General features: G+C 57.7%; 12 protein-coding genes. 7 read left to right on the top strand and 5 right to left on the bottom strand.

Features of this window, described 5'->3' with window-relative positions:
* The 7 genes from infB (at position 1) to VCA57_RS15910 (ending at position 7,744) form a co-directional block, all read left to right on the top strand.
* Complete coding sequence (gene infB, locus VCA57_RS15880) at positions 1–2,496, top strand: translation initiation factor IF-2 (protein ID WP_411186050.1); 2,496 nt, start codon at positions 1–3, stop codon at positions 2,494–2,496.
* A 251-nt stretch (positions 2,497–2,747) separates the two neighbouring features.
* Entirely contained in the window at positions 2,748–3,155 is a 408-nt protein-coding gene (gene rbfA / locus VCA57_RS15885; protein WP_411186051.1) for a 30S ribosome-binding factor RbfA, read from the top strand.
* Between the two features lie 4 nt (positions 3,156–3,159).
* Positions 3,160–4,077, top strand: coding sequence for a tRNA pseudouridine(55) synthase TruB (gene truB, locus VCA57_RS15890; protein WP_411186052.1), 918 nt, complete (start codon positions 3,160–3,162; stop codon positions 4,075–4,077).
* 151 nt (positions 4,078–4,228) lie between these two features.
* Positions 4,229–4,498 carry a 30S ribosomal protein S15 gene (rpsO, locus tag VCA57_RS15895; RefSeq protein ID WP_411186053.1) on the top strand — a complete coding sequence of 90 codons (270 nt, stop codon included), beginning with the start codon at positions 4,229–4,231 and terminating at the stop codon, positions 4,496–4,498.
* A gap of 212 nt (positions 4,499–4,710) precedes the next feature.
* A complete protein-coding gene (pnp, locus tag VCA57_RS15900; RefSeq protein WP_411186054.1) occupies positions 4,711–6,816 on the top strand; it encodes a polyribonucleotide nucleotidyltransferase in 2,106 nt (701 codons plus the stop codon).
* A 300-nt stretch (positions 6,817–7,116) separates the two neighbouring features.
* Positions 7,117–7,482: a BON domain-containing protein gene (locus VCA57_RS15905; protein ID WP_411186055.1), complete on the top strand. Its 366-nt coding sequence runs from the start codon at positions 7,117–7,119 to the stop codon at positions 7,480–7,482.
* Positions 7,483–7,546: 64 nt separating this feature from the next.
* The gene (locus VCA57_RS15910) at positions 7,547–7,744 is read left to right on the top strand and encodes a CsbD family protein (RefSeq protein WP_397495218.1); all 198 of its coding nucleotides are present in this window, start codon (positions 7,547–7,549) and stop codon (positions 7,742–7,744) included.
* 70 nt (positions 7,745–7,814) lie between these two features.
* Here the strand turns inward: VCA57_RS15910 and VCA57_RS15915 are convergent, their stop codons facing one another.
* From VCA57_RS15915 to VCA57_RS15935, 5 genes are all read right to left on the bottom strand, one after another.
* Entirely contained in the window at positions 7,815–8,114 is a 300-nt protein-coding gene (locus VCA57_RS15915; RefSeq protein WP_411186056.1) for a DUF2845 domain-containing protein, read from the bottom strand.
* Positions 8,115–8,123: 9 nt separating this feature from the next.
* Positions 8,124–8,420 carry a DUF2845 domain-containing protein gene (locus VCA57_RS15920; RefSeq protein WP_411186057.1) on the bottom strand — a complete coding sequence of 99 codons (297 nt, stop codon included), beginning with the start codon at positions 8,418–8,420 and terminating at the stop codon, positions 8,124–8,126.
* Between the two features lie 11 nt (positions 8,421–8,431).
* Positions 8,432–11,437, bottom strand: a complete 3,006-nt coding sequence (locus tag VCA57_RS15925) for a DUF748 domain-containing protein (protein WP_411186058.1) — start codon at positions 11,435–11,437, stop codon at positions 8,432–8,434.
* A gap of 101 nt (positions 11,438–11,538) precedes the next feature.
* Entirely contained in the window at positions 11,539–12,555 is a 1,017-nt protein-coding gene (locus tag VCA57_RS15930; protein ID WP_411186059.1) for a class I SAM-dependent rRNA methyltransferase, read from the bottom strand.
* Positions 12,556–12,729: 174 nt separating this feature from the next.
* On the bottom strand, positions 12,730–13,608 hold the full coding sequence (locus tag VCA57_RS15935) for an oxygenase MpaB family protein (RefSeq protein WP_411186060.1): 879 nt from the start codon (positions 13,606–13,608) through the stop codon (positions 12,730–12,732).
* Positions 13,609–13,697 lie beyond the last annotated feature (89 nt).

The raw sequence follows: 13,697 nt of genomic DNA on the forward strand, positions 1-13,697 counted from the left end.
ATGACGCAAGTCACGGTTAAAGAACTGGCCCAAGTGGTCAATACGCCGGTTGAACGTCTGCTGCAGCAAATGCGTGAGGCGGGTTTGCCGCACAGCAGTGCTGAGCAGGCAGTCACTGACAGTGAGAAGCAGGCCTTATTGGCCCACCTCAAGAGCAGTCACGGCGACAGCAAAACAGATGAACCGCGCAAGATTACCTTGCAGCGTAAAACGACCAGCACGCTCCGCGTTGCTGGTAGCAAGACGATCAGCGTTGAAGTGCGCAAGAAGAAGACCTTCGTCAAGCGCAGCGCTGAAGAAATTGAAGCTGAAAAGCAGCGTGAGCTGGCTGAGCAGCGTGCGGTAGCTGAAGCCGCCAAGGCAAAAGCTGACGAAGAAGCCAAACGTCGCGCGGCGCAAGAACCACAGCGTCCAGCAGCTACACCTGCTGTTGAATCTGTGGTTGAAACTGCGCCGGCACCGGCTGTTGTCGTCGAGCTGCCAGTGGCTGCTCCTGCGCCAGACGAGCGTAAGAAAGACGAACCACGTCGCCCTGATAAAGCACGCAATGATGATGCCGATCGCCGCGGTGGTGATCGCAAGACCACCCAGCATCGTCCTACTGTCAAGGAAAAGGCTCCGGCCCCGCGTGTCGCTCCGCGCACCATCGACGAAGAAAGCGACAGCTTCCGTCGCGGTGGTCGTGGCAAAGGCAAGCTGAAGAAGCGCAATGCTCATGGCTTCCAGAGCCCTACGGGTCCGATCGTGCGTGAAGTGAAGATTGGCGAAACCATCACTGTGGGTGATCTTGCCCAGCAGATGTCGGTCAAAGCCGCTGAAATCATCAAGTTCATGTTCAAGTTGGGTACTCCTGCGACCATCAACCAGGTTCTGGATCAGGAAACTGCCCAGCTGGTTGCTGAAGAACTGGGTCACAAGGTCACCCTGGTCAGCGACACGGCTCTAGAAGACTCCCTTGCCGAGTCGCTGAAGTTTGAAGGTGAGACTTTTGCGCGTGCGCCGGTTGTTACCGTAATGGGTCACGTTGACCACGGTAAGACCTCGCTGCTCGACTACATTCGTCGTGCCAAGGTTGCTGCTGGCGAAGCCGGTGGTATCACCCAGCACATCGGTGCCTACCACGTAGAAACCGAGCGCGGCATGGTCACTTTCCTCGACACCCCAGGTCACGCCGCGTTTACCGCGATGCGTGCCCGTGGTGCCAAGGCGACGGACATCGTGATTCTGGTGGTTGCAGCGGACGACGGCGTAATGCCGCAGACTATTGAAGCTGTCCAGCACGCCAAGGCCGCTGGTGTTCCACTGGTGGTTGCAGTGAACAAAATCGACAAGCCGGGCGCCGATCTCGATCGCATCCGTAGCGAGCTGTCGGTACACGGTGTGACTTCGGAAGAGTGGGGTGGTGATACACCATTCGTCTCTGTGTCGGCTAAAGTCGGTACTGGTGTCGATGATCTGCTCGAAGCTGTATTGCTGCAGGCCGAAGTTCTTGAGCTGAAAGCTACGCCGTCAGCTCCGGGTCGCGGTGTGGTAGTTGAGTCGCGTCTCGATAAGGGTCGTGGTCCAGTCGCTACCGTATTGGTTCAAGACGGTACCCTGCGTCAAGGCGACATGGTGCTGATCGGTTCCAACTACGGCCGTATTCGCGCCATGCTCGATGAGAACGGTAAGCCGATCAAAGAGGCTGGCCCGTCGATTCCAGTCGAGATTCTCGGTCTGGATGGTACTCCGGAAGCTGGTGACGACATGAGCGTGCTGGCTGACGAGAAGAAAGCCCGTGAAGTTGCGCTGTTCCGTCAAGGCAAGTTCCGCGAAGTGAAGCTGGCCCGTGCTCACGCCGGCAAGCTGGAAAACATCTTCGAGAACATGGGCCAGGAAGAGAAGAAGACGCTCAACATCGTCCTCAAATCCGACGTTCGTGGTTCGCTGGAAGCGTTGCAAGGCTCGCTCGGCGGCCTGGGTAACGATGAGGTGCAAGTGCGTGTGGTCGGTGGCGGTGTCGGTGGTATCACCGAGTCCGATGCCAACCTGGCGCTGGCTTCCAACGCTGTTCTGTTCGGCTTCAACGTGCGTGCCGATGCCGGTGCTCGCAAGATCGTCGAGCAGGAAGGTCTGGATATGCGTTACTACAACGTGATCTACGACATCATCGAAGACGTCAAGAAGGCCCTGACCGGCATGCTCGGCAGCGATGTTCGCGAGAACATTCTGGGTATCGCGGAAGTGCGTGACGTGTTCCGTTCGCCGAAGTTTGGTGCGATTGCCGGTTGTATGGTGGTCGAAGGTACGGTTCACCGTAACCGTCCGATCCGCGTACTGCGTGATGATGTGGTGATCTTCGAAGGTGAGCTGGAATCCCTGCGTCGCTTCAAAGACGATGCCTCTGAAGTGCGTAACGGCATGGAATGCGGTATCGGCGTGAAGAGCTACAACGACGTTAAGGTCGGCGACAAGATCGAAGTGTTCGAGAAAGTCCAAGTGGCCCGTAGCCTGTAAGAATCTGTTTCGGATTCAAGCGAGCTAGAGCGAGACAAGGCAAAAATGGCCGAGGAAGCGGAGTTTACGAATTGTAAATGAGCATTCCGAGGCTATTTTTAACGCGGTATCGCCGACGCGCAGCTGATCCGAGACTGGTTCTAAGCACGAGTCGCAACATGCAGCGCCCGGCCCCGCTTTTGCGCGGCCGGGCGTTTGCCGCTTTTAGGTCCGCTGCTTTTCGAGCTGCGTGACGAGTGAAGGTAGTAGAAATGGCCAAAGAATTTAGCCGGGCCCAGCGCATCGGCGACCAGATACAGCGTGAGCTGGCACAGTTGATCCGCATGGAAGTCAAAGACCCGCGTCTTGGCGGCCTGGTGACTATCACTGCCGTGGAAGTCAGCCGTGACTCCAGCCATGCCAAGGTGTTTGTCACCATCATGGGCGGGGAGCCTGAAGAGGGTGTCGATCCTGTTGTGCAGAGCATTAAGGTGCTCAACGATGCCAGCGGCTTTCTGCGCATGCAGTTGGGTCGTGCAATGAAGCTGCGCAGCGTGCCGAATCTGCGTTTTCATTACGATGAGAGCGTAATTCGTGGTGCTGAGCTGTCGGCGTTGATCGAGCGTGCAGTGAGTGAAGATCGTCAGCATGGCGATGATGTGCCTGAGGCCAAGGAGTAAGCGCGTGGCCCAGGTGAAACGTATCCGTCGTGCCGTCGATGGCATCATCCTGTTAGATAAACCCAAGGGCTTCAGCTCTAACGCTGCGTTGCAAAAGGTGCGTTGGTTGCTCAATGCCGAGAAGGCCGGGCACACCGGCAGTCTCGATCCATTAGCCACTGGCGTGCTACCACTGTGTTTCGGCGAGGCGACCAAGTTCTCCCAGTACCTGCTGGATGCCGACAAGGGTTACGAAACCCTGATGCAACTGGGGGTTACCACCACCACGGCAGACGCCGAAGGTGAAGTTGTGGAGCGTCGCCCGGTGACCGTCGGTCGCGCCGATATCGAGGCCGCTTTGCCGCAGTTTCGTGGTGAAATCAGCCAGATACCGCCGATGTACTCGGCGCTCAAGCGTGATGGGCAGCCACTTTACAAGTTGGCACGTGCAGGTGAAGTAGTGGAGCGCGAGCCGCGTTCTGTTACTATTGCGCGCCTGGAATTACTGAGCTGCGAGGCGGAGCAAGCGCGCCTTGCGGTGGATTGCACTAAGGGCACCTACATCCGCACGTTGGTCGAAGACATTGGCCACTTGCTGGGCTGCGGTGCTCACGTTGCAGAACTGCGTAGAACCAAGGCTGGTCCCTTTGATTTGAGCCGCACCGTTACGCTCGAAGAGCTAGAACGTGTGCATGCTGAAGGTGGCAACGAAGCGGTTGATCAGTTCTTGCAGCCGGTCGATAGCGGTTTGCAACACTGGCCGTTGCTGCAGCTCTCCGAGCACAGTTCGTTTTACTGGCTGCAAGGGCAACCAGTACGCGCCCCTGAAGCGCCGAAGTTCGGCATGGTAAGGGTGCAAGATCACAATGGTCGCTTTATCGGTATCGGTGAAGTGAGCGAAGACGGGCGCATTGCGCCGCGTCGTTTGATTCGGTCGGCATGACCGTAGCGCAGGCAAGGGGTTTCGGCTCTGGCCTGCGTGTATCGAGGGTGGCTGTTAATAGGCACGGTCATACCTCACTTTAAAAACACGGGAAGCGATTCCCGGCCTATTGCGACTGTTTAGGCAGTTGCTTAACTGAGAGGATTGCCCCATGGCACTCAGCGCTGAAGAAAAAGCCCAGATCGTTAACGACTACAAGCAAGCTGAAGGCGACACCGGTAGCCCGGAAGTGCAAGTTGCACTGCTGTCCGTCAACATCAACAAGCTGCAAGGCCACTTCAAGGCCAACGGTAAAGACCACCACTCGCGTCGTGGCCTGATCCGTATGGTTAACCAGCGTCGTAAGCTGCTGGATTACCTGAAGGGTAAAGATGTTAGCCGTTACAGCGCCCTGATCGGTCGCCTGGGTCTGCGTCGCTAAGCAATGCTTATGCGTAGCTGACTGCCGAAGCTGGAAGTGGGGTTTGCCCTGCTTCCAGCTTTTGCTTTTCTGCTTTAGCTGTTTTTGGACGACCGCGGGTCCGATTCCCGTAACCGCCCACTCATTCTGCAATACCCGTGTGTGCACATCTAGGTGAGCCAACGGTCGCAAGAAACGCTTTCCCCAAGGGCAACAAAGAGAAGGAAAACACCGTGAACCCGGTAATCAAGAAGTTCCAGTTCGGTCAATCGACCGTTACCCTCGAAACGGGCCGTATCGCCCGTCAAGCCTCCGGCGCAGTGCTGGTCACTGTTGACGACGACGTCGCTGTATTGGTCGCCGTAACCGGCGCTAAAACTGCTGACCCAAGCAAAGGCTTTTTCCCGCTGTCTGTGCACTACCAGGAAAAAACTTACGCTGCCGGTAAGATCCCAGGCGGTTTCTTCAAGCGTGAGGCGCGTCCTTCCGAGAAAGAAACCCTGACCTCGCGCCTGATCGACCGTCCGATCCGTCCGCTGTTCCCAGAAGGCTTCCAGAACGAAGTGCAGGTTATCTGCACCGTTATTTCCACCAGCAAAAAGACCGATCCGGACATCGCTGCGATGATCGGTACTTCGGCTGCGCTGGCTATTTCCGGTATCCCATTCAACGGCCCTATCGGCGCTGCACGCGTGGCTTTCCACCCGGAAACCGGCTACCTGCTGAACCCGAACTACGAGCAGCTCAAGGCGTCGAGCCTGGACATGGTCGTAGCTGGTACCAAAGACGCCGTACTGATGGTTGAATCGGAAGCCAAAGAGCTGACCGAAGACCAGATGCTCGGTGCCGTACTGTTTGCCCACGACGAGTTCCAGGTGGTGATCAACGCGGTTGCCGAATTGGCTGCCGAAGCAGCCAAGCCGACTTGGGACTGGCAGCCAAAGGCTGAGAACACCGCACTGCTCAACGCGATTCGCGGCGAGTTCGGCGATGCCATCTCGCAGGCTTACACCATCACCGTCAAGCACGAGCGTTATGCCCGTCTGGGTGAGCTGCGCAATGAGATCGTTGCCAAGTTCGCAGGTGAAGAAGGTCAGCCGTCTGCTGGCGAAGTTAAAGAAGTATTTGGCGAAATCGAATACCGCACCGTGCGCGAGAACATCGTTAACGGTAAGCCGCGTATCGATGGTCGTGACACCCGCACTGTACGCGGCTTGAACATCGAAGTCGGTGTACTGGACAAAACCCACGGTTCGGCGCTGTTCACCCGTGGCGAAACCCAGGCTCTGGTCGTTGCCACCCTCGGCACCGCCCGCGACGCTCAGCTGCTCGACACCCTCGAAGGTGAGCGCAAAGACCCCTTCATGCTGCACTACAACTTCCCGCCGTACTCGGTTGGTGAGTGTGGTCGTATGGGCGCTACTGGCCGTCGTGAAATCGGTCACGGCCGTCTGGCTCGCCGTTCTATCGCCGCTATGCTGCCGGCTGCTGACGTGTTCCCGTACACCATTCGCGTGGTCTCGGAAATTACTGAGTCCAACGGCTCTAGCTCCATGGCTTCGGTCTGCGGTGCTTCCCTGGCACTGATGGACGCTGGTGTGCCGATGAAGGCGCCAGTTGCCGGTATTGCCATGGGTCTGGTTAAGGAAGGCGAGAAATTCGCTGTGCTGACCGACATCCTCGGCGACGAAGATCACCTGGGCGACATGGACTTCAAAGTTGCGGGTACCGCCAACGGCGTTACTGCACTGCAGATGGACATCAAGATCCAGGGCATCACCGAAGAAATCATGGAAATCGCTCTGGGCCAGGCCCTGGAAGCGCGCCTGAACATCCTCGGCCAGATGAACCAGGTCATTGCACAGTCGCGTACTGAGCTGTCGGCTAATGCGCCGACCATGATCGCGATGAAGATTGACCAAGACAAGATCCGCGACGTGATTGGCAAAGGTGGCGCGACCATCCGTGCCATCTGCGAAGAGACCAAGGCCTCGATCGATATCGAAGACGACGGCTCGATCAAAATCTTCGGCGAAACCAAGGAAGCTGCAGAAGCTGCACGTCAGCGCGTTCTGGGTATCACCGCAGAGGCTGAAATCGGCAAGATCTACGTCGGTAAGGTTGAGCGCATCGTCGACTTCGGTGCCTTCGTTAACATCCTGCCGGGTAAAGACGGTCTGGTGCACATCTCCATGCTCAGCGATGCGCGTGTAGAGAAGGTGACCGACATTCTTAAAGAAGGTCAGGAAGTTGAAGTGCTGGTACTGGACGTCGACAACCGCGGCCGCATCAAGCTGTCCATCAAGGACGTTGCTGCAGCCAAGGCTTCGGGTGCTTAAGCACTAAGCTCTGCTGCCAGAGAGGGCCCTTCGGGGCCCTCTTTTTTTGCCTGTGAAAAGTGTGCAGGTCTAATCGTGTGGTCATCGGTGATGGCTGGCAGCGTGTCGTGCAATATGCCTTGTGTGGTTAGCCGGAACATGCAGATTGCACGAGGAAGAGGTTTTTTTGTTAAAGATAAGTATTTGATAAGTAACGATAAATATTAATTTTCATGGTTGGCACAGCGCTTGCGATAGTACAGGGGAGGCTGCAGCTCGAGATGGCTTGCAGATTGTTCAGTACATACAGGAGTTACACTTATGAAAAAGCCAATCAAGCATTTCGCCGTAACCACCCTGACTGCCACTGCTTTGGGTCTGCTGCTGGCTGGGCCGGTAATGGCAGCTACGCCAGCTACACAACCAACCATGTTGGCGGCCAGTGAAACAGTGAATAACGCCGAGGATGCTGTATCGGATACCTGGATCACCAGCAAAGTGAAGTCGACCTTTCTGGCTGACAGCAATTTGAGTGGTATCGATATCAAAGTCGAAACCAATAAAGGTGTTGTTGCCCTCTCCGGTGTTGTCGCCAGCTCGGCGGAACGTGACCTGGCAGTTGCCAAGGCCGGTGAAATCAAAGGCGTGAAAGCGGTAGCCGCTGAAGCCCTGAAAACCGCTCAGTAATCCATGGATGAGGGCCAGACAAGTTGATTTGTTTTGGCCATCACTCAACGACGAGGGAAAACCGATGAATTCCGACATAATCAAAGGCAAATGGAAGCAGATCAATGGCCGCATCAAAGAGCGTTGGGGCAACCTGACCGATGACGATCTTGATGTCGCCGAAGGCCACAGCGATTACCTAGCCGGTAAGCTGCAAGAGCGCTATGGCTGGACCAAGGAAAAGGCTCAGGACGAGCTGCGTGACTTCAGCAGTAAGCTGTAAGCACCTATAAACGCAAAAGCCCCGCAGGGATGCCCTGCGGGGCTTTTGCGTTTATAGGCTTTTGATTGAGTTATTTACCGCGTTTGCTCTCGATTTTGATCAGGCGATTGCCCTCGAAACGCAGAAACTGGTACATGCCGTTGCGAGGGCCATAAATCCATTCCTCAACGGCGACTTCATGGTGAAAACCGTACACGTCGAGTACTTCTTGGTAGCCGACAAACTCGCGGCTAGCCGGTTCGCCGCATTTACTGCTGACGATAGTGCTCGGGTCTTTCAGGCTGATTAGGTCGCTGCCACAGCGCAAGGTGGAGGAAGCGTTCGCCGTAAGTGGCAGGACAAACAGTAGGCTGTAGATAAGCTTTTGCATTGCATTGCCCTAGCGGCTGCGACGTCGTTCGATGGTGTGCAGGCGCGTACCTTCGAAGGTGAGAATGCTCAGCATGCCGTTTTCTGGGCCGTAGACCCATTCCTCAATCTGGTATTCACGCCGCTCGTTCGGCCCGAGGGCGTAGCCGACTTGGTCGCGAAAGGCCGGCTCGCCGCATTTTTGCAGCACCTCGAAGCGTCTGTCGCCTAGGCTCACTAGCTGGCTGCCACAGCGCATTGTTTCGGCTTGTGTTTGCAGCGATACGCTTGTCAGTGTGAGTAGCAGAGTTACAGTCAGAATACGCATATCCAATAGCCTTACTCGCTACCGAGGTGCAATGAGCTGGCAACACGGCCATCAGCGTCGGCTTGAGCCGTGTTGACGTCCAGCAGGTAGATACGCTCATCCGCTAGACCGCCGCGCTCAACCAAATAACTTTTGATCTCTGCGGCCCTTGCTTGGGCCAGTTGGCGTTGCAGTAGGCCGCTTTGTACCCATGATTGCAGCACGCTCTCACGCATTTTTGCGCTGCGCTCTTCGTCGGCTAGATTGGCCCACTCTGCAGGTGGTTGCTGCTTGAGGCGTGCTCGGTAGATGCCCTCAAGTAGCACAGCCTTGTCGTCCTCACCGACCAGCAGTTCGCTGGGATCGGCCGGCACTTTGTCGCCACGCCGCTGGAGCATTTTGTACCAGGTGTTCTGGTATTCACGCTCCAGGCGTGCGGCCGCAAGTGGTGGGCCATCGCTGCTCTGGGCGCTCATGCCTTCGATCTCCAGGCGTAGGGTTGGGCGCTCTTTCAAGGCGCTGGCCAGGGTATCCAAGGCGTCTTGTGCCGCACCATCGAGTTGGCTATCGCCGGCATTGAAACGCACGGTGCTGAGGTCGACATCGCTGCCGCCACTGACCAGCCCGCCAATAAATTTGAAGGGCGCTTGGGCCGCGCGCAGCACCAGATTGCGCAGGGTTTGCCAGACAATCGGCATCACGCTGAATTGCGGGCTGTTGAGGTTGCCCTGTACGGGGAGCTGAATTTCGATATTGCCTTTGGTGTCCTTGAGCAAGGCCACCGCCAGGCGGATCGGCAGATCCATGGCGTCCTTGCTGTCGACTTTTTCGCCCAGTTGCAAATTTTCCAGGATCAGTTTGTTTTCGGCGTTGAGCTGGCCTTTCTCGATTTGGTAATGCAGATCGAGGTTGAGGCGGCCCTTGCGGATGCGGAAGCCGGCGAACTTGCCGGAGTAGGGGGTCAGGGTGGTCAGCTCGACGTTCTTGAAGCTGGTGGCAATATCCAGGCTGTTCAATGGGTCGAAGGGTGTGAGCTGGCCCTTGATGCTCACCGGGGCGTATTTGTCGACCTTGCCTTTGATATTGACGCTCGCGGCTTTTGCGCTTTGGTTGTCCAGGGTGCCAATCTGGCCATTGAGCTGGCCAATGGCGGTGGCGAAGTTGGGGCGCAGGCTGAAGTCGGCGAAGTTGGCCGAGCCATCATTGATGCTGATGCCACCGATGTGGATCGGCAGCGGTTTGGCCGCAGGCGCTTTGCTGGATTCGGCGCTGGCTGGCTGGGGCACCAGCAGGTCATTGATATTGGTGGTCAGGTCTTCGTTGATGATAAAGCGCACATAGGGCTGCTGCAGTTTGACCTGGGCGATGGACAGGCCTTTGCCGTGTTGGTAATCCAGCCCTTCAACCAGCACTTGTTGCCACTTGAGAAAGTCACGGTCCTTGAGTGTGTCGAGGGTATGTAACTGGTCGATCTCGGCCTGCCCAGTAATGTTGAATGCCAGCGGCTCGACGCTCTGCAGGCCAATTGCCAGGTCGCTACCCAGCTTACCGCTGCGCAGCTCCAAGCGTACGAAGGGGCTCAGGTAGGTTTGCGCCAGGCGCAGGTCGATATCACGGGTAGCCACTTGCAGCTTGGCCGTGGTTGGGCTCAGTTGCACTTGGCCGGCGGCCTTAATCAGACCGGTCTTGTTAACCCCGGTATCGAGTTTGATGGCGAAGGGGGTGGTGCCCAGGCTGTCGAAGTCGTTGAGGTCGAGATTGAGCGGTGCGAGATCGATTTTGACTTCTTCAGCGCCTGCACGGTCGGCCAGGTGAACTTGGTAATCACGCAATTGCACGTCACGCAGGAGCACTTGCCAGGGTTTGCTTGGCGCTTCTGGCTGGCCTGCGCTGGCCACTTTCAAGTCAGCGGATTGCTGCGCAGTGCTCGTCTCATCGGCGGCTTTTAGCTGCTCGGGTTCTGCGGCGGTGGAGCCTGCGTCATTCTCAGTTGGAGTTGGAGTTGGAGTTGGAGCTGGAGTCGGTTTGGCCGGTTGGCTGGCCAGTATTTTTTGCCAGTCGAGTTGGCCATCGGCTTCGCGTGCGGCCCAGGTTTCCAGCTTTTGGCTGCGAATTTTGCCGACGATGACTTGCTGCTTGGCCAAGTCCACGCTGGTTTCGCTGATATCCAGGTTTGCTAGGCGCAGCAGCGGTTTGTCTGCCGGACTCTTGATGGCAAAGTTACTAAGGCTGAGTAGGGTGTTGTTTAGCAGCAGTTCGGTGCTTTCGGCCAGGTTCAGGCTGTAGTCGCTGCTGAGGTTGATGGTGCCGTCTTCGAGGATCAGGGGTACGGCGTCGCGCACGTAGGGCCAAAAGGATTTCAACTGGCCGCCGGTGACTTTCAGGCTGCCAGTGGAGCTGATTGGCGTCAGGCTGATGCGTCCGGTCCAGTCAATGCGGCCACCGGTGGGGCCGGTAGCGACGAGGCTTAAGTCGGCATTGTCATCTGGCAGGGTGCTGAGGTTGAGCAGTTCGACGTTGAGGTCGTCGTAGATGAACTCAATTGGCTCGCTGGGGCGCAGGTCCTCAAAGTGCACGTTGCCGCCGCTCAGCTTGATCCGCGCAATACGCAGCGGAAACGGCTTGCTATCTGGCTCCTCGGCCGCTGCTTGTGGACTTTCGGGCAGCTTGAACAGTTGTGTTAGGTTGAGGCGGCCGTCTTTGCCAAAGAGTATTTCGCTGCGTGGTTTGTCCAGCTCGATGTCGGCCAGATGCAGCGCACCCGTCCACAAACTGTCGATTTGCAGGTTGGTATATAGCCGCTCGAAGGCGATTTGTTGCTGCTCTGCTTCGCCAATCTGCAGACCCCAGAGGCTTAACTCCAAACTGAATGGGTTGAATTGCAGGCGCTGCAGGGATGCAGGCACGGTGGCGTACTGGGCCAATTGCTGATTGGCGATACGCAGGCCGATACCGGGCAAAATCAGAAAGCCCAGCAGGCTATAGAATGCAACTGCGATGGCAATGGCGCTGGCAGCGCGCTTTATTCCTTTAAGCATAAAAACGTCATCTATCCCGACGAAGAAGTGCCTTGGAGTATGGCACGCGTGCACAGTTCCGCAGAGCCGCTATGGGCGGATTTCTCCGCGCTTGGCGTATATCAGAACTGCAGGATCAGGGTTTTCAGGGGCGGCTGGCCATCCTGCGAGGGGAAGTCCCTGGCGGGCGGGAGCATCTGGCAATCGCGTACCGGACGTCCGAGTTTTTCCGCGCAGCGCAACACCAGCTCCCGCCAGTCGGCCATGGCAACTTTTGCCAGGTTGTTGCAGCAAATCAGCACACCATCATCAGCAGTAGCGAGAATCGCCGGCTTGAGCAGGCTCTGGTAGTCACGTAGCAGGTCGACGGTGCCGAAGGCGCTCTTGGCCCAGGCGGGTGGGTCGAGCAGCACCAGGTCGAACTGGCGCTGAGCTAGGCGTGGGTAGCTCGGTAGCTTGTGCCCGCGTCGGGCGTTGATCGGCAGACCGGCTAGTTGGCGGATTGCTGGAAAGTAGTCCGACTGCACAAATTGCATGGGCGCAAGCCCTGGGTTGAGTTCGCCGTTCTCTCGGCCGACTGCCAAGTTGCCTTCGGCAAAGTCCAGGTTGAGCACGTCGCTAGCACCGCCAGCTGCCGCACTTAAGCCGACGCCACAGGTATAGGCGAACAGGTTGAGCACTGACTTGCCGGCGCTGTGTTGTTTGACCCAGCCGCGAGCGTTGCGCAGGTCGAGAAACAGCAGTGGATCTTGTCCCGCGTGGCGGCCGCGTACACGGTAGTTGAGGCCCCATTCGTGGCCGACCATATCTTCCAGCGCGGCGGGCTCGGCCTGGTAGACCGCATCATTACGGTCGATACGCGAGTTGCCTTGGGAGCGGTCGTTATAGACCAGTAGTAGCTGTTCGCCGAGGCTGACCTGGCATTGCTCGGCCAGTTGCAGCAACGCGTCGCGACTGAGGCTTTGGTGGAAGCTTTGCACCAGTAATTGCCGGCCATAGCGGTCGATGGTCAGGCCGCCGGCACCTTCCTGGCTGCCATGGAACAAGCGATAACAGTTGGTGCCTTGCTGATGCAGCTCAGCCAGCAGTTCTTCACGGTTATGCAGTGCGGCGCGCAGCGCCTGTTCGAGAGAGGACATGCGCGGCGACTCGAAAAAGGAGGGCGCGCAGTTTACCAAGAAAAACGCAGTCTCCCATTAATCCCAAGAACAGGTTTTGTCGCAGCTGATGATCTTGGTCCGCGCAGGCAGGCCGCGAAAGGTCGCCATGCTGGCACTGCAGTTTTGCTCGCAGCCAGCGTGAGAACTGAGCGGTCAGCCGTGCGGCGGCAGTTGCAGGCGCTTGCGGGCACGGTGCACGGCGCCACCGCGCACGGCCCAGCGCAGCACGGGGGCCAGGCTGTGCACGCCGGCGTGGATCATCCGGCTGCGGGGCGCACTGATTGGTTGGCCGAGCATGTCTTGCGCCCAATGAGGCAGTAGGTCGATGCCAGCCTGCATCAGCAGTTTCGCCACAGGCGCGGCGAGAGCGCTGGGCGCCGGTGCGTTGAGTAGGATGCGCAGAATCTCCAGTGAGCGCGCGTCGCAACACAACTCGGGACGAACCGCTGCGAGATATGCCGCCACTTCAGAGCGTGAGCGCGGCACCTGAGTGGCACCTAAGCGTTCGGCAATCAAGGCGATTTCAGCGTAGTAGCGGTCTTGATCGGCCTCGCATAGTTGTGGGTTGCGGTAACGCAAATGGGCTTGCAGAAAACTGTGCACCTCGGCCACATGCACCCAGGTCAGCAGCGCTGGGTCACTGGCCGCATAGGCACGGCCATCCGGGGCGGTGCCGGTGACTTTCAGGTGAATGGTTTTGACCTTGTCGATCAGCCAGTCGGCGTCGGCGCGTGAGCCGTAGGTGGTACCGGAGATAAATTGCCCGGTGCGGCGCAGGCGGCCGAGCAGGTCTTCACGGAAGTTCGAGTGATCCCACACGCCAGCCAGTGCCAGCGGATGCAGGGCCTGCAGCAACAAGGCGCTGATGCCGCCGATGAGCATGCTGGTGAAGTCGCCATGTACCTGCCAGCTCACCGACTGCGGACCGAACAGGCCGGGATCACCTTTGGGATTTTCAAAGTCGATCTGGCCGAGGGCGATACCGCTCAGGCTGAGGACTTGGCTTTCGATACGACGGCGGATGAATTCCATGGGCGCAGCCTAAAGTGGCGCTCTGTAAGCCACAAGGGCCAATGCAGTACTTGTATGCGCCTGTGGTGGATGAGATTAGGTTCATCCAC

It is taken from the genome of Pseudomonas sp. (assembly GCF_046581935.1).
Lineage (GTDB): Bacteria > Pseudomonadota > Gammaproteobacteria > Pseudomonadales > Pseudomonadaceae > Aquipseudomonas.

Bases quoted from the DNA above. Each gene is read 5' to 3' on its own strand.
- VCA57_RS15915 (WP_411186056.1), bottom strand. From the start codon at position 8,114: ATGCAAAAGCTTATCTACAGCCTACTGTTTGTCCTGCCACTTACGGCG.
- infB (WP_411186050.1), top strand. From the start codon at position 1: ATGACGCAAGTCACGGTTAAAGAACTGGCCCAAGTGGTCAATACGCCG.
- rbfA (WP_411186051.1), top strand. From the start codon at position 2,748: ATGGCCAAAGAATTTAGCCGGGCCCAGCGCATCGGCGACCAGATACAG.
- VCA57_RS15930 (WP_411186059.1), bottom strand. From the start codon at position 12,555: ATGTCCTCTCTCGAACAGGCGCTGCGCGCCGCACTGCATAACCGTGAA.
- VCA57_RS15905 (WP_411186055.1), top strand. From the start codon at position 7,117: ATGAAAAAGCCAATCAAGCATTTCGCCGTAACCACCCTGACTGCCACT.
- VCA57_RS15910 (WP_397495218.1), top strand. From the start codon at position 7,547: ATGAATTCCGACATAATCAAAGGCAAATGGAAGCAGATCAATGGCCGC.
- VCA57_RS15920 (WP_411186057.1), bottom strand. From the start codon at position 8,420: ATGCGTATTCTGACTGTAACTCTGCTACTCACACTGACAAGCGTATCG.
- VCA57_RS15935 (WP_411186060.1), bottom strand. From the start codon at position 13,608: ATGGAATTCATCCGCCGTCGTATCGAAAGCCAAGTCCTCAGCCTGAGC.
- rpsO (WP_411186053.1), top strand. From the start codon at position 4,229: ATGGCACTCAGCGCTGAAGAAAAAGCCCAGATCGTTAACGACTACAAG.
- VCA57_RS15925 (WP_411186058.1), bottom strand. From the start codon at position 11,437: ATGCTTAAAGGAATAAAGCGCGCTGCCAGCGCCATTGCCATCGCAGTT.